Annotated in this window: 16 protein-coding genes; 7 read left to right on the top strand and 9 right to left on the bottom strand. The window is 68.4% G+C overall.

Annotated elements, in window-relative coordinates; genetic code table 11:
* Positions 1-22: 22 nt before the first annotated feature.
* From ACFY1U_RS28115 to ACFY1U_RS28105, 3 genes are all read right to left on the bottom strand, one after another.
* Complete coding sequence (locus ACFY1U_RS28115; RefSeq protein ID WP_390696895.1) at positions 23-2,380, bottom strand: ATP-binding protein; 2,358 nt, start codon at positions 2,378-2,380, stop codon at positions 23-25.
* A gap of 605 nt (positions 2,381-2,985) precedes the next feature.
* Positions 2,986-4,560 carry a long-chain fatty acid--CoA ligase gene (locus ACFY1U_RS28110; RefSeq protein WP_390696894.1) on the bottom strand — a complete coding sequence of 525 codons (1,575 nt, stop codon included), beginning with the start codon at positions 4,558-4,560 and terminating at the stop codon, positions 2,986-2,988.
* Positions 4,561-5,198: 638 nt separating this feature from the next.
* Positions 5,199-6,521, bottom strand: a complete 1,323-nt coding sequence (locus ACFY1U_RS28105) for an MFS transporter (RefSeq protein ID WP_390696893.1) — start codon at positions 6,519-6,521, stop codon at positions 5,199-5,201.
* Positions 6,522-6,701: 180 nt separating this feature from the next.
* Here ACFY1U_RS28105 and ACFY1U_RS28100 point away from each other — a divergent pair, with 180 nt between their 5' ends.
* A complete protein-coding gene (locus tag ACFY1U_RS28100; protein ID WP_390696892.1) occupies positions 6,702-7,442 on the top strand; it encodes an IclR family transcriptional regulator in 741 nt (246 codons plus the stop codon).
* Between the two features lie 208 nt (positions 7,443-7,650).
* Here the strand turns inward: ACFY1U_RS28100 and ACFY1U_RS28095 are convergent, their stop codons facing one another.
* Both ACFY1U_RS28095 and ACFY1U_RS28090 read right to left on the bottom strand, forming a co-directional pair.
* Positions 7,651-7,800: a hypothetical protein gene (locus tag ACFY1U_RS28095; protein WP_390696891.1), complete on the bottom strand. Its 150-nt coding sequence runs from the start codon at positions 7,798-7,800 to the stop codon at positions 7,651-7,653.
* Complete coding sequence (locus ACFY1U_RS28090; protein WP_390696890.1) at positions 7,797-8,414, bottom strand: TetR/AcrR family transcriptional regulator; 618 nt, start codon at positions 8,412-8,414, stop codon at positions 7,797-7,799. Before ACFY1U_RS28090 ends, ACFY1U_RS28095 begins: the two co-directional genes overlap by 4 nt.
* Before the next feature lie 169 nt (positions 8,415-8,583).
* Between ACFY1U_RS28090 and ACFY1U_RS28085 the strand changes: the two genes are divergently transcribed.
* Together ACFY1U_RS28085 and ACFY1U_RS28080 are read left to right on the top strand one after the other, a co-directional pair.
* The gene (locus ACFY1U_RS28085; protein ID WP_390696889.1) at positions 8,584-9,288 is read left to right on the top strand and encodes a DUF998 domain-containing protein; all 705 of its coding nucleotides are present in this window, start codon (positions 8,584-8,586) and stop codon (positions 9,286-9,288) included.
* Between the two features lie 141 nt (positions 9,289-9,429).
* Positions 9,430-9,606, top strand: coding sequence for a hypothetical protein (locus tag ACFY1U_RS28080; protein ID WP_390696888.1), 177 nt, complete (start codon positions 9,430-9,432; stop codon positions 9,604-9,606).
* A gap of 60 nt (positions 9,607-9,666) precedes the next feature.
* On the opposite strand, the gene ACFY1U_RS28075 is transcribed toward ACFY1U_RS28080, so the two are convergent.
* A complete protein-coding gene (locus ACFY1U_RS28075; RefSeq protein WP_390696887.1) occupies positions 9,667-10,743 on the bottom strand; it encodes an NAD-dependent epimerase/dehydratase family protein in 1,077 nt (358 codons plus the stop codon).
* 104 nt (positions 10,744-10,847) lie between these two features.
* On the opposite strand from ACFY1U_RS28075, the gene ACFY1U_RS28070 reads away from it, so the two are divergent.
* Together ACFY1U_RS28070 and ACFY1U_RS28065 are read left to right on the top strand one after the other, a co-directional pair.
* A complete protein-coding gene (locus ACFY1U_RS28070) occupies positions 10,848-11,438 on the top strand; it encodes a TetR/AcrR family transcriptional regulator (protein ID WP_390696886.1) in 591 nt (196 codons plus the stop codon).
* Positions 11,439-11,549: 111 nt separating this feature from the next.
* Entirely contained in the window at positions 11,550-11,936 is a 387-nt protein-coding gene (locus ACFY1U_RS28065) for a transposase (protein WP_390696885.1), read from the top strand.
* A 333-nt stretch (positions 11,937-12,269) separates the two neighbouring features.
* On the opposite strand, the gene ACFY1U_RS28060 is transcribed toward ACFY1U_RS28065, so the two are convergent.
* A complete protein-coding gene (locus ACFY1U_RS28060) occupies positions 12,270-12,749 on the bottom strand; it encodes a TetR/AcrR family transcriptional regulator (protein ID WP_390696884.1) in 480 nt (159 codons plus the stop codon).
* Between ACFY1U_RS28060 and ACFY1U_RS28055 the strand changes: the two genes are divergently transcribed.
* Together ACFY1U_RS28055 and ACFY1U_RS28050 are read left to right on the top strand one after the other, a co-directional pair.
* Entirely contained in the window at positions 12,721-13,989 is a 1,269-nt protein-coding gene (locus ACFY1U_RS28055) for a CoA transferase (protein ID WP_390696883.1), read from the top strand. The genes ACFY1U_RS28060 and ACFY1U_RS28055 overlap by 29 nt on opposite strands.
* A gap of 192 nt (positions 13,990-14,181) precedes the next feature.
* A complete protein-coding gene (locus tag ACFY1U_RS28050; protein ID WP_390696882.1) occupies positions 14,182-15,135 on the top strand; it encodes an alpha/beta hydrolase fold domain-containing protein in 954 nt (317 codons plus the stop codon).
* A 456-nt stretch (positions 15,136-15,591) separates the two neighbouring features.
* On the opposite strand, the gene ACFY1U_RS28045 is transcribed toward ACFY1U_RS28050, so the two are convergent.
* Together ACFY1U_RS28045 and ACFY1U_RS28040 are read right to left on the bottom strand one after the other, a co-directional pair.
* The gene (locus ACFY1U_RS28045) at positions 15,592-18,135 is read right to left on the bottom strand and encodes a S8 family peptidase (RefSeq protein ID WP_390696881.1); all 2,544 of its coding nucleotides are present in this window, start codon (positions 18,133-18,135) and stop codon (positions 15,592-15,594) included.
* Between the two features lie 97 nt (positions 18,136-18,232).
* Positions 18,233-19,405, bottom strand: a 1,173-nt coding sequence (locus ACFY1U_RS28040; RefSeq protein ID WP_390696880.1) for an AAA family ATPase, incomplete at its 5' end; no start/stop codon positions are given.

Here is a 19,405-nt window from a genome sequence, read left to right as displayed (position 1 = left end):
CTACGGGGTGGGTACCTAATTTCTACGGGGTAGGTACCTGGTTCGCCGCCCACCAGGCCACAACCTGGGCGCGGCGGCTGCAGTCGAGCTTGGTCATGATGCTGTCCATGTGGCAGTCGACCGTGCGCGGTGACAGCACCAGCTGGGCGGCGATCTGCCGGTTGGTCATGCCCTGGGCCACGAGCGCGGCGACCTGTCGTTCCCGGCGGCTCAGCGGGCACGGCGTGGTGGTGGCCGGGGCGCTGGGCCCGGTGTCGGGCGTGGTGGTCGTGTCCAGGGCGAGGGCGATGGCCCGGCTCGGGCTGTCGTGCCGGGCGCCTTCCGCGAGGGCCTTCTCGTATCCGTCCGGGCCGAGCGCGGAGAGGACCGCCTCCTCACAGCGGGTGCGGTGCCCGCCGAAGACGGGAGGGGCTCCCATGCGGGTGAGGGCGTGCATGGCGCCCAGCAGCTGTGCCGCCCGTTCGTGGTCGCCGCGGGACGCCGTGCTCCAGGTGAACACTTCCAGTGCCATCGCGGTCCCGACGTAGTCGTTGAAGCCCTGCAGGATCTCCAGCGCCGCTCGCGTCAGCGCCGTGCCCTCCTCCGTGTCGCCACGTGCCCAGAGCACGTAGCCCAGCGCCCACATCGCGTAGGACCCGAACAAACGCTCCCCGGATGCTTCCGCCAGCCGCACCGCGCGCCTGCCGGCCTCCTCCGCCGCGCGCGCGTCCCCGAGATGGACCTGCGCGACCGCCAGCTGGAAGAGCCAGAACAGCCCCTGCGGTCCTTCGCCCGCCGCCTCGTGAGCGACCAGCGCACCCTCGAAAAGACGCACGGCTTCCGCCGTCCGCCCCTGGAAGGCCGCCGACGCGCCGCGATAGCCCTGGATATAGGTCCGGACCGACGGGTGGTCCAGCCGTTCGCCCAGCTCCTTGGCCTCGTCCAGCCACCGGTCGGCCGCCGCGAGATCTCCCTGCAGCATCGCCACCCAGGCAGCGGCCCACAGTGCCTCGGCTCGGACCGGGGTGGGTTCGGGTGTCGCCGCGAGAAGACGGTCGAAGTGACGGCGCCCTTCACCGAGGAAACCATCGGCGCACCAGTGGAATCGCAGCGCCGCGGCCAGGCGAAGCGCCTCCTGTGCGTCCGCGGGATCCGCGATCCCCCGCTCCGGCCGGTGCGGTTGCGGCGTCCCGAGCCCTGCCGGGACGGGCGCGGCCACGGCTGGGTGAACCCTCGTCCCGAGTTCCAGTGCCGCCCGGAAATTGCCGTGCTCGGCACGCAGCCGGGTCAGAGCCTCTTCCTGGCCGGGGCCGTACCATGCGGAAGCGGTGCGTTCGGCGAGGGCGAGGAAGAAATCGCGGTGCCGCCGCAGCAGACCCGGCTCCTCACCCGTCTCGGCCAGTCGAGCAAGGCCGTACGTGCGGATGGTTTCCAGCAGCCAGTAGCGAGGCAGTCCTTCGCGTTCATAGGTCAGTACGACGGACTGGGACACCAACCGGTCGAGGAGGTCCAGTACCTCATGCGCCTTGATGCCCTCCCCCGCGCACACGTACTCGGCCGCGTCCAAGCTGAAGCCGCCGCGAAAGGCCGAGAGCCGGTTCCACAGCAGCTGTTCGGCGGGGGTGCACAGCTCGTAGCTCCACTCGATCATCCCGCGCAACGTGCGCTGGCGTGGCAGCGTGGTTCTGCAGCCGCCGGTGAGCAGGGCGAAGCGGTCCTCCAGACGCTCCGCGACCTGGTCGACGGTCAGCGACCGCAGCCGCGTCGCGGCCAGTTCGATGGCCAGCGGCAGCCCGTCGAGGTCGGCGCACAGCCGGGCGGCCTCAGCCCGGTTGGCGTCGGTGACGCGGAAGTCCGGACGGATGGCCGAGGCCCGCTCCTGCAGCAGTTCGACCGCCTCGTCCGGTATCGACAGCGTGGGGACGACGAAGACGTGCTCGCCCGTGACCCCCAGCGTCTGGCGGCTCGTCGCCAGGACACGCAGCTCCGGACAGGCCGACAGCAGTGCCTTCGCCAGCCCCGCGGACGCGTCGATCAGGTGCTCGCAGTTGTCCAGCACGATCAGCGCCCGATGCCGGGCCAGATGATCCGCGAGTTGCTCAAGGGCGAGCCTGTCTCCGCGGCCCGGAACCCGCAGCGCACCTGCGGTCGAGGCGGCCACCGCCGACGGGTCGCACACCGCGGCCAGGTCGACGATCCACACGCCGTCCGGGAACGCCTTCCTGGAGGCCGCGGCGGCCGCCAGCGCCAGCCGCGTCTTGCCCACGCCGCCCGCTCCGGTGAGCGTCACCAGCCGCCCCACACCCACCAGACGGCGGATCTCAGCGACCTCGCGGTGCCTGCCGACGAAGCTGGTCAGGGCCGTAGGCAGGTTACCCGCCGCGGGGATGACAGTGGCCAAGGGTCGCCCCTCACGCATTGGCGTAAGAATGTGCCCTGAGGCTAGCAAGCGGAGCGAGTGCCTTGAATGTGACTTTTCTGGCATGGCGCTCCTAGGCGGACACCCGGACGACCGGGAGCTAGGGCCCGTCTTCAAAGATCATCGGGTGGTGGATCATGGTGGGGTGGTGCGTCGTCATGAACTCACCGATCAGGAGTGGGAGTTACTCGCTCCGCTGATACCGCGAGCTGTGACGGGCCAGCCGAGGGTGTCGGACCGACGGGTCATCAACGGGGGATGGTCTACAAGATCCGAGCCGGGATCTCCTGGCGTGACCTGCCGGAACGCTGTGGCCCGTGGCAGACCGTCTCACCCGCTTCCGTCGCTACGCCCTGGACGGCGTGTCACGCGGGCTCTTCAGCAGATCCAAGCTGGTGCGTGCTGGGGCGTTGGCGCTTGTGTCCTTTAACCATCTCCCGCAGCGGGGCGCGGGACCGCTGGAGAGTGTGGCGTCCCCAGCCCGGGTGAATGGGCTGCACCTACTCGTCCTGGAGGTTCAGCCAGTGCATCGCGTCCAGGGCGATGCCGACATTGGTGCCGTGCCGGTCCAGAGTGACGGGCAGGCGTTATTTGAGTTCGCGTTTGAGGATCTTGCCGGTGGCAGTTGTCGGCAGATGCTCGACGATCTCCACGATGCGCGGGTACTTGTAGCTCGCCATCTGCTCCCTGCCCCACGCGATCAGCTCGCCGGGAGACGTCTGCGCCCCCGAGTGCAGGATGACGAAAGCCTTCACCTCCTCACCGTGGCTGTGGTGGGGCACACCCACGACCGCGGCGAGGCTGATCGCCGGGTGTGTCATCAGGACCTCTTCGACCTCGCGCGGGTAGACATTGAAGCCGCCGCGGATGATCAGGTCCTTGGATCGGTCGACGATGTAGTAGAAGCCGTCCTCGTCCCTGCGGGCCAAGTCACCGGTGCGGAACCAGCCGTTCTGGATCACCTCGGAGGTGGCATCCGGCCGGTTGTAGTAGCCCTTCATGACGCAGTGGCCCTTGACCGCGAGCTCTCCCACCTCACCCACAGCCGTGACCTCCGACCAGTCCTGTCTGACCAGCTTGACCTCGACGCCCCAGACCGGGACGCCGATGGACCCGGGGCGTGCCCCGAAGTCGGGATCGGAGAATGTCACCACCGGCGACGTCTCGGAGAGTCCGTAACCCTCGAGGACTTGCACACCGAGCTTCTCCTTGACCTGGCGGAGGATCTCGACGGGCAGGGCGGCACCGCCGGACGTGCCGACCCGCAAGTTGCTCGCGATTCGCCTGACGTCGACGGCGTCCGTGAGGGCGCCCAGCAGGCCCCACCACATGGTCGGCACGCCTGCGAAGAAGGTGATCTCCTCGGTCTCCATCAGCCGTACGACCTGTTGCGCGTCAAAGCGCGGTACGAGGTGGAGGGTCGCGGCCATCGAGAACCCTGCGTGCATCTGGACGGTGGCACCGAACGTGTGGAACAGGGGCAGGCAGATGAGATGGCTGTCCGTGGCCGGTCGGCTGAGAAACATCCGGTTGCAGGCCATCACGTTCAACATCGTGTTCGCGTGGGTAAGTTCCGCACCCTTGGGTCGGCCCGTCGTGCCCGACGTGTAGAGAATGACGGCGGTGTCGTTGGCCTCGGTGACCACCGGGTCGAAGACCGGCGACATGCCGGCGAGCGCCGCGCCGATGGTCTGAGCTCCCTCCAGGGACTTCGCTTCTCCAACTTCCTCGATCGGTGAAGGCGCTGCCGGATCGGCTGTCATCAGGAAGAAGTGCTCACAGGTCTCGACCTCGTTGAACGCCTCCCAGCCCTCCTCGCCGATCGGCAGGTCGGCGGTCCCCTGGAAGCAGAAGTAGGCCTTCGCTTCGGCGTCGCGCAGATGGTAGGCCACCTCGCGGGACTTGAGCAGAATGTTGAGCGGGACGACGACCGCGCCGGCCTTGAGCACGCCGTAGTAGACGATCGGGAACTGCGGCACGTTGGGGCAGCTGAGCGCCACCCTGTCGCCGGGCCGTATGCCACGCTCCACGAGCAGGTTGGCGACCTGGTTCGCGGCGGCCTCGACTTGGGCGTAGGTCAGACGCGTGGGCCCGAGGACCACTGCGTCCCGGTTCGGGTACTTGCGGGCGGAGTCCTCAAGCAGGACCGAGAGGTTCAGCATGATGTCTTTCACGGGGGTGGACCGGGCCAAGCCGCGAAGGAACGGGAGGGCGACTTGGCCCGGGGCGGGTAGGGGGGCACGTGCGGGTGGACTGGTTCCCCGGCTTGCGGTGAGCGCCCTTCGACCCGGGATCGTCGCGGGACCTCGGGCCTTGACGCTTCGAGGGGGCAGCGAGCGGTTCCGCCGACGCGCCGGGTGAGGGGGCGGCCGCGCTCAGGAACGGAGGTCCGACCCGGTCCGGCGCGGCCGTGGCCGAACTGGTCGAGACCTGGCGAAGTGGTGGTAGGCGTCTCGCAGTTGGCGAGAGAGGAGACTAGATCGGGACGTCACAACCGCCGCAGAACCCGGTCGAGGGCATCGGCGGTCGCCTCGATGTCGGCGCTGGTGTGCGCCGTGCTGAGGAAGACCTTGCCAGAAGGCATGAACAAAGCGCCCTGACGCAGCACCCCTTCCAGGATCACGGCCCAAAGGCCGCCGGTTTCGTGGAGCCCGGTGGCTCCACCAGCCGGAACGTACTGGAGGAGCGAGCCGACCCGGTTGAAGCGGCCGAAGTTCGGAGATGAGGCGAGTGCGCCGCCGACGAGCGCTTCGCACGCGGCCGAGGTCTGTTCGAGCAGCTTGCGGGTCTGCCTGCCGGGTCACTCCGGCAGGGACTGACCTTGGGTTTCGGGGACGAGGCGGACGAGGAAGATGCCGGCGATGAAGGGGACGGCGGTCAGCGCCAGCGGCAGGGACAGGGACCCGGTGGCCGTGATGCCCCAGGCGATGAGGAGCGTGCCCACGGCGGCGGCCAGCCGGGAGAGTGTGGTGGCGAAGGCGAAGGCCGTCGCACGGATCCCGGTCGGGTACTGCTCGGGCAGCCACACGGTGAAGACGGCGAAGTTGGCACCGCCGAACCCGAGTACCACGGCGAACACGAAGAAGAGAGGGATGTCCCCGCGCGGGTAGGCGAGACCGTAGGCACCGAGGATGCCGACGGCCATCAGGCCGTACAGCGCCGCGAGGGTGCGGCGGCGCCCGAACCGGTCGGTCAGGTGCGGGACGGCCCAGCAGCCGATGATGGTGCAGGCGGTCGACACGAGGCTGACCAGCGAGGCGAGTCGGGTCTCGTCGTCCCGCCCGGCGGCTTCGGCCATGTGCACCATGGCCGTTGGCCCGAAGGTGGAGCCGGCCCACAGGCCCATCACGCTCACGACCAACAGCACCAGGTTGCCCCAGCTGCGGGCCCGGTAGGGCGGCTGCAGGACCGTCCTGAGCGGTGCGAGGAACCCGCTCTTGGCGCCGGGAGCGGAGGCTGTGCTCTGCTGTACGGCGTCGAAGCGTTCCGGCTCCTGCATGCCGAGCCGCAGAAACAGCACGAGCAGCGCGGGCAGCAGGCCGAGGAAGAGCAGGCCGCGCCATCCCAGGCTCTGGCCGACCGCGAGGTAGACGAGGCTGACGAGGAGGGATCCCACGTAGGTGGCCGAGTGCATGTAGCCGCCCATGCGGCTGCGGAGCCTCTCGGGCACGGCCTCGGCCACGACCGTGCCGGCTATCGCCCATTCGCCGCCGACACCGAGCGCGGCGAAGAAGCGGCAGGCCATGAACCACCAGGGGCTGTTGGCCGCGCCGGCCAAGGCGGTGAAGACCGAGAAGGTCAGGATGCTGCCGATCATCGCGGGCCGGCGTCCGAAGCGGTCGGCGACGGGGCCCCAGATGAAGGACAGCCCCCAGCCGGTGAGGAAGACGGCCGCACTCAACTGGGTGTAGAAGCCCACGTTGATCTCGGACGGGGACTGTCCTGCGGCAGGCAGGAGTTCTTTGAAGGCGGGCGCGGCGATCAGCGCGAAGATCGACACGTCGAAGCCGTCCATCGCCCAGCCGCCCACGGCGCCGGTGAAGGCACGGCGGCCGCGTTTGTCCAGTCGGGTGGTGGCGTCCGGTGCGGGGGGAGCGGGAGTTTTCTGGCCTGCTGTTGACATCAGATCCCCTTTCGGTCCACATTGTGGACCGATGTGCTGCAATGTGGACCAGCTGGTAGCGAGGACCGTAGGCAGCCCCGACAGGGCCGTCAAGGGTTTGCGCGTAAGTGCCCCCTACGGCCCCGCCGGCTGAATGACGCCCGGCCCGCGACGAGGGGCCGGAACAGGGGAGGAGGCGCCATGCAGAGTGTGCTCAACGCGTTGCGGGTCCTGGAGGAGGTGGCTGACCGTCAGCCCGCAGGCCTCAGCGGCCTCGCGCGCGGCCTCGGCATGCCCAAAAGCACGGTGCAGCGCTGCCTGCTCACCCTCGAGGAGGCGGGGTGGGCCCGGGTCGACTCCGCGGGGCAGTGGGAGGTGACCAGCCGCGCCTTCAGCGTGGGCGCCAAGGTCGCCAACAGTGCCCACCTGCGCGACCTGGCCGTGCCCGTGCTCAACGAACTCCAGGCGGCGACGGGGGAGACCATCCATCTCATGATCCCGGACGGGTACGAGATGGTCCTCGTCGAACGCATCGACAGCGCGCACCAGTTGCGCACCGTCCACCCGCTGGGCGGCCGCACCGCGCTCCACTGCGGGGCCAACGGAAAGTCCTACCTGGCGACCTTCTCCGACGACGACCTCGACCAGTACCTCGGCCGCCCGCTCGCGGCGGCCACCCCACGCACCCTGACCGACCCTGAACGGCTGCGGGAGGAGCTGGAACGCGTCCGGGACAACGGCTACGCCATGGCCGACGAGGAGCTGGCCGAGGGGGCGGTCGCCATCGCCGCCGTGATCCGTCACCCCGGGCGGACGCCCGTTGCGACCCTGTCGATCTCGGCTCCGAAGGCGCGGGTCGGAGCGGAACTGTTCGAACCCTACGGCCACTTGGTGCGAGAGGCGGCCCAGAAGATCGCGGCCCAGCTGCCGCTTGCGCGCTAGGACCCTGCGGAAGTGGCCGCAGTACGGGCCGCTCCGCGGCTTCCGTGGCCGGGCGGATCAAGGTGGCGAACGCGCTGACCTACTGGTCGTACTGCTCGGCGGCCATCGGCACGGTCTCAATCTGTTCGATCACGTAGTCCCGCAGACGGCCCTGGGCGCGGGCCCCTCGCACCGGCACCGGCGGCGGACGTGATTACCCGTTGGGCTGTCAGCCTCCGCGCCCGGTCTCCGGCGGCGGCTGGAAGTGCGATGAGGAGGACGTGGCGCCGGCCAGCCATCGTTTGAACGCCTCGTGCTCGTCCGGCTGCCGGTCGATCGAGCCGCGCTGTTTCGCGACCTCGCTGCGCGCGGGCGTCATCGGGTGGGTGTGGTCAGGTGGTCGAGCAGGGTGCGGAGCACGGCGTTGCCGGCGCGCGGTTCCGTCGTGCCGTGCGCCGCTTGTTCGGTCAGGGCCTGAATCTGGGCACCTTCCGTGACCGCGACGACGATGCGCGTCAACTCGGCCAGCGAGATCGCCGGCTCCCGGTCGATCGAGCGCAACGCCTGCTCGATCAGCTCGGCCAGCGCCGCCCGGCCGCGTTTCTCGTGCTCGACCAGCAACCGGGCGACCTCGGGGTTGCGGATGGCGTGCAGGCTGAACTCGGTCGAGATCAGTAGCCAGCGGCGGTCCGCCTCGGGATCGGCGGAGTGCAGAAGCGTCCCGTCCTCCACCGCGCGCAGCAGCGCGGCTCCCATCGGCAGGGTCTGGCGCAGCCGGGTGACGCGCTCACGCCACTGCTGATCGAACAGGGCCAGGAACAACGCGTCCTTGCTGTCGAAGTTGGAGTAGAACGCGCCTTTGGTCAGCCCGGCCCGCGCGGCGATGTCCGCTATCGACGTGGCGCCGTAGCCCTGCTCGGCGAACAGTTCGAACGCGGCGTCCAGCAGCGCAGCGACGGTGATCGGTCGTCTCTTCGTGGTTCCCCTTGGCACCCCCACACCTTATCAGATACCGTTCCGCATCCGATACCGATCAGTATCCGATACCGATCAGCATATTTAAACTTCGGAGGTTTCGATGGACCCGTTGCACGCCCTGGACGATCTCCGACGAGGCGACCCTGGACGCGATCCGCGCCCGCGTGCCGGGAATGGCGCTGCGGTGAAGACGATCGTGCATTCCGGCGCGGCCGCCCGCCTCGGCGCGCTCCTGCTGCTCACCGGTCCGCTGGTGGCGTGGGCCGCCGAACTCGTCACGGCGGCGGCCTGGCAGCACCCGCACTACTCGCCGTTCTACAACTGGGTCAGCCATCTCGGCCTGACCGGACCGAGTCAGGTCACGTTCGGGCAGGTGGGCAACTCTCCGCTGGGCGCGGTCATGGACACTGGCTGGGTCCTGTACGGCATCGTGCTCATCGTCGGCCCACTGCTGACCTTCGATCTGCGCCAAGGCCCGCGGCCGATCGCGATCGTCGTGCTGGCGACCGTGTCCGGCATCGGAGTGTCTCTGGTGGGGATCTTCCAGGATTCCAAGGCCGACGTCGCGAACGGCCTGGTCGCGTTCCACGAGTTGGGTGCGCAGGCCGTGATGCTCGCCGGCAACATCATGGCGATCGTCGTCGGCGCCAACGGTGCCAGGGTCGGCATGGGTCGCGGCCGCCGGACCGCGAGCATCGTGCTGGGCGTCGTCGGCTTGGCCGCGTTCCCGGTGTTCATGGCCGACGTGCTCACCGGCTGGGCGTGGAACATCGGGATGTTCGAACGCGCCGTGATCTACCCGATCATGATCGGCCACGTCCTGCTCGGCAGGACCCTGATAGGCAACCGGCAAACAGCATGCGGCCAGCCGATCGCCGTCGGCCGGTAGCGACGGGCAAGACCGGCACCGACGCCGGTTTGCCCGTCATGTCTTCCCGCCCCTCGAGATTTCCCTGAGGTCGTCGCGGAGGTCGCGCCGGCAGGAGCCGAACCCGGCCCGCCCGAGACGGGCACCGCCTACCAGGCCATCGTGAACGCCTTCAACCAGCATCCCGGCCCCGTATTCAGAGCCCGTGAGCTGCACGAACTTCTCGACATGCCCACCGACGAGGCATCCGTCAACATCACCCGCAGCCGCCTCGGTCGCCTCACCCGCCAAGGCTTTCTCACTCAGCCCGGACGAGGCCGCTACCAGAATCGGACCTGACATCCACTCAACGCCCGCGGACCGTACAGCTACGTGCGCGGACCGCACAGCGGCTCGAACTCATGCCCGCCGGAGCGTCTTCCATGCCTCGTAGTGGTCGAGAACCGTCTCGGCCACGGGCCGGTAGTCGATGCCCAGCTCATCGACGCTGCGGCGGCTGTCGACGCCAAACCGGATGCCCAGATGCTTGCGGGTGTAGTCCTTCGTCAACCCGAAGAGCGGCCCGAGCATCCGGACGACGGCGTCCGGTACCGCGTGGCGCGGGACGACGTACCGGCGCGGGTACCGGCCGCGGATGATGCGACCCATGTCGAGGAACGACACCATCTCCGGCCGAGCGAGGATGTAGCGGCCGCTGGCCTGCGGGCGCTGCGCGGCGCGCACCTGCGCCAGCGCCACCTCACGGACATCGACGAACGCGAAGGAGAAATTCGGCGCGCCGAAGAAAAAGTAGCCCTTCATCAGCTCGTTTATCACGAACAGGCTGCCCGAGTTCGACGATGGCGTGACCGAGGGACCGAGCACGAGACCCGGGTTGACCGTGACGAGCGACCAGCGATCCTGCGCCCCGGCGAACTCCCAGGCGAGCCGCTCCTGGGCGGTCTTCGCGAAGTGGTACGGGTTGTTCGCCACGGTGCTGGTGGTGTTCCACAGGTCCTCGCGAGCAATGCGGTCCGGCACGTCCAGGATGTCGGCGTAGTCGCCCAAGATCGCCCCGAGGGTCGAGGTGAGCACGACGCGTTCGACGTCCTGCGCCTTCTCCACGGCCTCGAGGACCGTCCGCGTGCCGATCAGCGCGGGCTCCACGACGTCCTTCTGGCCGTCGCGGATCTGCTCGGGCATGAGGAACGGCGCCGCGACGTGGAAGACGTACCGGCATCCCTGGACGGCCTCGTCGAACGACCCCGGCCGCATCAGGTCCGCCTCGACCAGCTCCAGGGTGCCGGGCGCCCCTACCGCGAGGGCCCGCAGCGGTGCCGTCTTGGCGGTGTCCGCCAGGTTCCGGACGGTGGCCCGGACCCGGTACCCCTGCTGAAGCAGCTCTCGGACGAGGTGGCTCGCCACGAAGCCGCTGCCGCCGGTGACCAGGACCTGGTCGCCCGGTCGGCCGCCGCCCTCGTACAACTTTCCAGCCATGACTGTTCCCTTTCGCCGATCCGTCGAGATGACTGCAGCCTAAGCTAAGTTTGCAGTCGACTGCAACATTGCGATGGGTTGTAACTTTGTAGTAATTTGGCGTCATGGTGAAGCAAGGTCTGCGGGAACGCGGCAAGGCGAGGCGCAGCGAGGCGGTCATCCGTGCCGCCTTCGAGTTGTTCGCCGAGCAGGGCTACGACGCCACGACGGTGGCCGAGATCGCGGAGCGGGCCGAGGTCTCGCCGCGCACGGTGGCCATGTACTTCCGCTCCAAGCAGGACATCGCCATGTCCAAGTTCAGCGAGGGCGCGGACCGGCTGACCGAAGCGATGCGCGAGCGGAGCCCCGACGAGCGTGCGGTGGACGTCCTCGGGCGGTGGCTGCTGGCGGAACACGAGTCGGGCGACGACGAGATGGTCGAACTGGAACGCCGCATGTTCGTCGCCAACCCCGAACTGGCAGCGCTGCGGACGGCACGGATGGACGACGCCATCCGCGAATCGACCAGAGTCGTCGCCGAGGACCTCGGCGTCGCCCCGGATTCCGTCGGCCCCCGGATGGTGGCCGTCGCGGCGACCGCCATCATCATCGAGCTCTTCACCGGCACCCAGGAGTCCGACCTCGAACGGGCCGCGGTGGTCGCCCTGCACCTCATCGAGGCGGCCATCGAGTCCCTCTCCCGGGACGCCGGCTAGCCTCAATGCCACTCCGAAACTATCTCAATCCGCAAAGCGGGCATAAGTGCACTTATAGACCTCTGACCGCGCAGATCGCGCGGGCGAGAACCCGGGCGGCACGACGGCGATGTGGGTGAGAGACCGGACGGTCTGTGGCGCGACGAGGACTTCGCGCGCTGGTACCTGCGCGACGGACGCCCCCGCATCTCGCCAGCCCAGCTGGCCACCGTCAGCGTGCTGCTGTTCTTGCTCGGCCTGTCGGACCGTCAGGCCGCGGAGGCGGTCCGGTGTCGCATCGACTTCAAGTACGCCATGGCCATGGAACTGGACGACCCCGGGTTCCATCGCAGCGTGCTGGCTGACTTGCGCGAGCGGCTCACGCAGGAAGACCGCGCCGACCGGCTCCTGGATCTCGCGCTCGCGCGCCTGAAGGAGGCCGGACTCGTGCGCGAGCGCTGGTGGACGGGACGCTCCTGCACTCCGCCGATCCCGAGGCGGACCGCCGCTGGCTACTGATCTCGACCGAGTTCAGCTTGTACGCCATCCGCAACCCCGATGCAGATCCTGGTCGACCGCTTCGGGCCGCGCCGGGTGCGCTGCTCGGCGTGCTGATGGGACCGCGAGGATCTGTTCGATCACGTAGTCCCGCAGACGGCCCTGGGCGCGGGATCGCCACTCATGCCGCACATCATGAGCGGACAGGACAGCATCGGCCGGCATTGACGAATCACTCGTCTGGTCGATCCGCAGCCGAACCGGTTCTCCACGGTGCCGGTGTCGGCGGCGGACGTGGATTACCCGTTGGGCTGTCCGCCTCCGCTCCCGCAGCGCGGCTCCCATCGGCAGGGTCTAGCGCAGCCGGGTGACGCGCTCACGCCACTGCTGATCGAACAGGGCCAGGAACAACGCGTCCTTGCTGTCGAAGTTGGAGTAGAACGCGCCTTTGGTCAGCCCGGCCCGCGCGGCGATGTCCGCTATCGACGTGGCGCCGTAGCCCTGCTCGGCGAACAGTTCGAACGCGGCGTCCAGCAGCGCAGCGACGGTGATCGGCGTCTCTTCGTGGTTCCCCTTGGCACTCCACCCTTTATCAGATACCGTTCCGCATCGGATACTGATCAGTATCCGATGCTGATCGGTATATTGAATTTCGGAGGCTTCGATGGACCCGTTGCACGCCCTGGACGGTCTACTGGACCCGATCGGCCTGACCTCGGCCGACACCGGCGGCACAATCACCTTCACCGGGGAAGACCCGATCGTGCCCGCCAGGCACCGACTCGGCGCGTGCATCGCCATCCCGATGGCGGCCTGCGCCGTCGGCGCGGTCACCTTCGGCAGGCTCCGCGGCCTCCCAGCCCAGGACCTCGCGCTCGACCTGCGCGAAGCCGTCCACCACATCACGCCCAACGCGTACTGGAACCCGACGCTGGCCGGTGAACCGGCCCCGCACCCTCTGGTCATCGAAAATCCGTTCCTGCTCACCCCCTACCGCACCCGCGACGGCCGCACCGTGATGGCGTCGGGCGTCTACCCGCACCTCGCCGCACACTGGCAGCGTTTCCTCGACATCCCGCCCGACCCCGCCAGGACCGCCGCCGCGTTCGCCACATGGGACGCCTTCGACTTGGAGGAGAAGGCCAACGCCGAGGGTCTGCCGCTGTGCGTGGCCCGGACTCCCGAGGAATGGCTCGCTCATCCGCAGGGGGCGTTGCTGGCCACCCAGCCGGTGATCAGCCTGCGCCGCATCGGCGACGCGCCGCGGCGCGCATGGTCTGCGGCGCAGCGGCCGTTCGACGGCGTGCGAGTGTTGTCGTTCACGCACGCCATTGCCGGTCCGACCGTCGGCCGCACACTTGCCGAACAGGGCGCCGAAGTGTTGTGCGCGACCCGGCCCAACGACTACGAGCACGAGTTCATCTACGCCGAAGCCAACGTCGGTTCGCGCAGCGCCTACGTCGACCTGACCACCGACCGCGGCCAAGAGCGCGCCGACCACCTGCTCTCCGACACGCACGTGGTGGTGAACAACCACCGCGGCAGCAAACTCGAACGCCTCGGCCTCGCTCCCGAACAACTGGCGCAGCGCTACCCGGGCATCGTCATGGTCTCGGTCACCTGTTACGGCTCGACCGGTCCGTGGGCCGAGCGCGGCGGCTTCGACATGAACGGCTCGGCCGCGTCGGGGCTGATGACGCTGGAAGGCACGCCGGAGGACCCGAAGCTGCCACCGACCGGCATGATCAACGACTTCATCACCGGCTACATGGGCGCCGCCGGCGCGGCAGCCGCGCTGGTCAAACAGGCCCGCGAAGGCGGTTCGTGGCACGTCACCGTAAACCTCACCCGCACCGCTATGTGGTACCAGACCCTCGGACTCGTCGACCCGGGCCAGGCCGGCATCGACGACGAGCACAGCTTGCGCGAGCCGCGCGCGTTCGATGCGGAATCGCCGCTGGGCGACGTCCACATGCTGGCGCCGCCGGTCTCCTTCAGCCACACTCCGCCCGCGTGGCCGCAGCCGCCGCTGGTTCCCCGCGGATCGAGCCGACCGGAATGGACCAGCGTGTGACCGGCAGGCAATAGGCCCGGGCACCTCGCAGACCGTTGAGCAGCAGGTCGAGGGCGTGAGTCCGGACTCACACCCTCGACCTGCTCGCCCGAGCCACGCCTGCCCGCACTCGCCGAGCAACTCGGCGCCGTTCATTGATGTTCCGCCCCAAAGCAGCGCAAGCGCGCGTTTCCTCGTCTGGAGCCGACTCTGATGCGACTTCCCGAATGGGCCTTCCCCCTGTACCTGCGTGCCGCCCGCCGCAATCGCCCGTTCCGCTCGGCCGAACGGGCACGCGCCCTCGTCGACGACCTGGCGCTGCGGCCCAGCTCGTACGGACCGCCGCAGCAACTCAAGTTTCCGGTGACCATCGATGTCTCACGTCGCGACGGCTGGCCGGTGTACCGCGTACGTCCCACAGCCGGCCCAACCCGGGGAGCCGTCGTGTACGCCCACGGCGGAGGCTGGGTGTACGAGATCGCCGCCGCGCACTGGCAACTGGTGGCCCAGATCGCCGCCAAGGCCCAGACCACCGTGGTCGTGCCGATCTACCCACTGGTCCCGTTCGGCACGGCGGACGCCGTGGTGAGCGCCGTCGTCGACCTCGTCCTGGAGGCGCGCGAGCGGCACGGAGAGGTACGACTCGCCGGGGACTCCGCCGGGGGCCAGATCGCCCTGTCCGCCGCGATGGTCCTGCGTGACCGGCACAACGTCACCCTGCCCAGGACCGTGCTCATTTCCCCGGCGCTGGATCTGTCCTGGTCCAACCCGCGGATCCCGCAGGTCCAGCCCACCGATCCCTGGCTGGGTGAGCCCGGCGGCCGCGTGTTCTCAGAACTCTGGCGCGGCGAGCTGCCCACCGACGACCCCCGCGTGAGCCCGCTGGCCGGCGACCTGGCAGGGCTTGGCCCGCTCACCGTCTTCAGCGGCACCCACGACGTCCTCAACCCGGACGCGCACCTGCTACGCGACCGCGCGAAAGAGGCGGGGGTCGACATGGAGTTCCACGAGGCCGAGGGCCTCATCCACGTCTACCCGCTGCTGCCCACCCGAAAGGGCGAAGCCGCACGGGCGATCATCACCGAGCGCCTCACGATCGGAACATCCTCGAACGGGCCGGAAGACGGCGAACGTTCGCCAAAGCCGACGAGCATCCGGATGCCTTAGTACGGCTTGCTGTGACAGGGGCACCTCGCCCTCGCCCAGGGCCGATACTCCCAGGCCCTCGACCACTTCACCGCCGCCGCGGCCCGCGCATACGACACGAGCGAGGCGCCCCAAAGCAGGTAAATCGCCGCCGCCCTCACCATGGTCAAGCTCGCCCAGGGCGACGCATGGACCGCTTGGACAATCGCCGAAACCGCGATATCGACATTGCTGGTCACCGCGTCAGGTGTCCAGGATTCCACCGTCGGCCGCACCCACCTGGAGTAGGCCGTCACCGACCACCCCTCCCTGAGCAAGGTCTGGGTCGACAGCGGCTACCGCAAGCACTTCGTCGAGCACGCCGCTGCCCTCGGCATCGACCTCGAAATCGGGCACCTGGGCCTACAACTGCAGCTGACCTTCGATGACTTCACTGTGCCGACGACGAACGCGCAGCGCGATATGGGGCGCGGAAGCCTACCAGCCGATCTCTGTCTGAACCGGCAGGCTCGTGCCGGCCTCGCTGCGAACTTCCAGTGCGCCCAGGATCGGAACGTCGAGCTTGGTGGCGATCGGGGTGTACAGGTCGGTCTCGACCTCATCGGTTGCCAGCGAGACCAGGAGGGCGTAGCGCACGGGTCGGCTCACACGGTCAGTGCGGTTATTGCTCTTCCACCAACCGCCGGAGGGATGGACGGCAAGGACGCCGCAGTCGGCCAGCTCAGCCGCTGAGCCCATCCAGATGTCGGAGTGCAGTGACCCCTGGTTGCGGCCGTTCTTGCCGACCAGCCAGTTCTTGTCCCCCTCAAAGGCCTTGGCATGGGCAGGAGTGTCAGATTCGGCCTCTGCCTGTTCAGTGATGCGCCGCTCGAAACCGTCCACGGATTCGCCCGGCGCCCTGATCGCGAACCGAAGCCGGTGCGAGGCATAGCTGTACTTGCCCTGCATGCCGCGGCGTCCCGGGTTGGGTTCGACGAAGTACGACAGTGTCACCCGAAGTGCGACGGTGGCGGGGCCGAGCTCCCGCAACTGCTCCAGTGGCCAGGGGAGTTCGTGCAAATGCAGTTCCGCCAGGCGCACGCCCCCACCGGGAGCCCTCCGGAATGGGATCAGCTGGCTCTGCACGATTAGGGTGACGGCGTTGGCGGCGCTGGACAGCACCCGCTGGGCGTTCGGTATGCCCCAGCCGTAGCGGCGCATGACCTGCTTCATCAGGTCCTTCTTCGCCAGCCGCGGGCGACCGGTGCTCGTGTGCAGGCCGGATCCGGTCATCGCGGGCGTCCAGCGCGCCTCGTGCACCAGCAGCCCGCGCACGGCCTCTGGGAACAACCCGGGGTACGCGGCATGGGCAAGAGCGGCGAGGCGGGCGGCCTGAGCGGTGGCGGAGCTGGTTGCGTTCGCGGAGGAGACCTGCCGGAAGAAGTCCTTACCGGTCGTGGTCACACTGACCACGTCGTGCGGGGTCAGCAAGGTTTCCCCGGGATCGACCAGCAGATTGCCGCCCTCCATGACGATGTCTGGCTTGACCACGGGCGTTCCTGTCAGTGCGACGGACGTCCGGCTGAAGGGGGAGAGCTGGCCAGATGTGGCGAGCGGCCGGAAACCCGCGAACGAAGGATCCTCGGGCACCTCGGTGAGTTCGGTGAACGCTCCGACCGTAAGGACGTTGTAAGCCTGCGCGGGCTCTTCGATCCGCGACAGATCGCACATCGTCACATGGTCCAGATGGCCCTCAGGGTTGCGGATGTGCTGCGGCTCGAGCCCCCGGATGTTGCCCGCGCTGACGACGATCAGCCGCGAGGCGTCCGGATCCGGAGCACCGATCAGCTCAATGCGGTCGTCGTGCGCCACCACATCTGTTCCCGCGGCGAGGGCGTCGAGCGTGGCGGACCATAGGGTCGGTGTGCCGTCGGTGCCGTTCTTGGCCTCTGTGGAGTGATCGGTGACTGCCATGGAGAACACCCGGGCGCGCGGTGGGCTTGCGCTCAACGCCTCGATCTCGGCTGCGGCCACGGCATTTGCGGTCGTTTCCGCGTACGTGCGCGGGTGCACTGCCTGCGCCGTCACGCCGTCCAGGATCTTCACGGACTCCAGTCCGTGCGTCAGTACGACGGGCCCCTGGTTTTCCAGCGGCTCGGCCAGATCTCCGTAGAGCGCGATGCCCGCCATTTCGGTGCCGTGCCCGTGCCGGTCGGCCGGCGTCTGGAGGGGGAGGGCACTGTGCGCCCGGCCGTGCAATGAAGCCTTCAGCAGCGGGTGCTCCTGGCTCACTCCCGTATCCAGAACGCAGACCACGGGAGCATCAGGCGTGGCGGCCTGGATGCGTCCGGCGAGGTCGTTCACCAGAGCATGCTGGAAAGACCGGTCCACGCCGTGCAGTTCCTGGGCGAAGGTGGGTCGGCGTATCTCTACCGGGCAGGCGTTGGTCCCCAAAAGGGCCTGCAACTCTTCGCCGGAGGCCTGGACGTGCGCAACGAGACGCTCGCCGACCGCCAGCGCGAGCTCAGCAACCGGCCATTGCTTCTCCGCGGCCAACTCCCGCAGGCTCGCGACGGGATCAGACTCGGCGATCTGTGGGTCGAACCACAGCTCCCACCAACGTCGTTCCTCCATAGGCGGCAGAGGTTCGCTCTCCTGCCACAGATGCTGGAACAACGCTCGCTGGACCGACTCCATGTTGGCGACGAGGGCCGCCTGCTTGGGCGTGCCGCCGGGGTTGTTCTGGGTGAATTCCTGAATACGGCGAGAGAAGTCCGCCATCTTCTCGTACGGCACCCACACCAGCGCGTCTTCGGGGTTCTGATCGACGGGCGGATGCACACTCATGAGCGTCAGGCCAGACCTGTCGAGGGCCTCCAGAGTGAGGTTGTAGCCGGCCGCGGCCTCGATGCGGACCGCGAAGCCATCCGCTCGGTACGGCTCCGGGATCTCAGCGCGTACATCCACTGCTTCATCGCGAGCCTGCTCAAGTCCACCGACCAGGCGGGCCACATGCCCTTGTCGATCTGCGGACCGGTCCACATGGTCTCCGCCCGGGGCGGGACGTGGCTGCTTGGGCCGCAGTGTGCGGCCAGGCCAGGGAACGAGGAGGTGGGGGGTGCTGGGGGACGTGTGCGGCTCAGGCATGGTGGAGCGCGTGCCGCTCACTCAGAGCATCCAGCAGCAAGCGATCGTCGATCACGTCGGCACCCCCCAGAATGGCCTGCTTGGCCGCGGACTCGGCAGCCTTCACGAGTTCCGCGTGGCTCAGCCCGGCCACATGCTCGGTTACAGAGGGCCACCGTACTGTGCTGGTGTCCATTCCCGCGAGCCTCCTGCGCATCACTTCCACCGCCTGCTCAGGCGTGGGCGCCTCGTAGGCGATCACCAGATCGAAGCGCCTGAACAGGGCCCGGTCCAGGATCTCGTGATGGTTGGTGGCCGCTACCACGAGGCTCTCCGAGGGAGCCTCATCCAGGAACAGCAGGAAGGAGTTGAGGATCCGTCGTGCCTCGCCCACGTCGTTGCCCACGGCTCGCTGCGCACCCAGAGCGTCGAACTCGTCGAACAGGTAGACCGCCCGCGTCTGGGCCACGGCATCGAACACCAAACGCAGCTTCGACGCTGTCTCACCCATGAAACGGCTGATCAATCCGTCCAAGCGGATTGTGAACAGCGGCAGGGACAGCTCGCCGGCCAGCGCAGCTGCCGTCATGCTCTTGCCGGTGCCAGGGGGGCCGGAGTGGAGAATCCGGTGGACTGGCATGAAGCCGAAGCGTTCAAGTCGAGCACGCTGCCGCTGTTCGTGCAGTACCCGGTCGAGGGAAGCGCGTAGTTCCGTGGCGAGGGTCATGTCGTCGAGTCGGACATCGGGATACCAGGCGGTCAGCAGGCTCGACAGTTCACCTCGCGGCTGAACCACAGGCGTCGGACCGACTGCACCGATGGTCTTCGCGCCCTGCCGCCGCATCGACTCCACGAGCTCGCGCAGCTCTAGCGCGAACTTGCCGTGCCCTTGACGCGCGGACTTGGCCGCCACCTGCAGGGCGATGCTGTAGAAACGGTCGTCGTCGGCCTCGGCATGGGCCCTGACGAGGGCTTTGAGATGTTCAGCGCTGGCAGTCATCCGCGTCACACCTCCCGAGTAACCGGTGCGGCCCACCGTAGCCGCTGCCACTGACAAGGCATCGTACGAGGATCTCGTCCCACGTACCCACTCAGTGAGCTTTTTCAGCGTGGCCACCGATCGGGGGAAGGCGTCGGGGTTCGCAACGCACGAGGCTCCCGTGCCGTTGAGGGAGGTGTTCGACGT

This window comes from Streptomyces sp. NPDC001351, from assembly GCF_042896045.1.
GTDB lineage: Bacteria > Actinomycetota > Actinomycetes > Streptomycetales > Streptomycetaceae > Streptomyces.
Note: the sequence above shows the minus strand (reverse complement) of the source record. Positions and strands in the feature narration are given on the sequence as shown.

Bases quoted from the DNA above. Each gene is read 5' to 3' on its own strand.
- ACFY1U_RS28110 (WP_390696894.1), bottom strand. From the start codon at position 4,560: ATGCTGAACCTCTCGGTCCTGCTTGAGGACTCCGCCCGCAAGTACCCG.
- ACFY1U_RS28105 (WP_390696893.1), bottom strand. From the start codon at position 6,521: ATGTCAACAGCAGGCCAGAAAACTCCCGCTCCCCCCGCACCGGACGCC.
- ACFY1U_RS28100 (WP_390696892.1), top strand. From the start codon at position 6,702: ATGCAGAGTGTGCTCAACGCGTTGCGGGTCCTGGAGGAGGTGGCTGAC.
- ACFY1U_RS28095 (WP_390696891.1), bottom strand. From the start codon at position 7,800: ATGACGCCCGCGCGCAGCGAGGTCGCGAAACAGCGCGGCTCGATCGAC.
- ACFY1U_RS28075 (WP_390696887.1), bottom strand. From the start codon at position 10,743: ATGGCTGGAAAGTTGTACGAGGGCGGCGGCCGACCGGGCGACCAGGTC.
- ACFY1U_RS28070 (WP_390696886.1), top strand. From the start codon at position 10,848: ATGGTGAAGCAAGGTCTGCGGGAACGCGGCAAGGCGAGGCGCAGCGAG.
- ACFY1U_RS28055 (WP_390696883.1), top strand. From the start codon at position 12,721: ATGGCGGCCTGCGCCGTCGGCGCGGTCACCTTCGGCAGGCTCCGCGGC.
- ACFY1U_RS28050 (WP_390696882.1), top strand. From the start codon at position 14,182: ATGCGACTTCCCGAATGGGCCTTCCCCCTGTACCTGCGTGCCGCCCGC.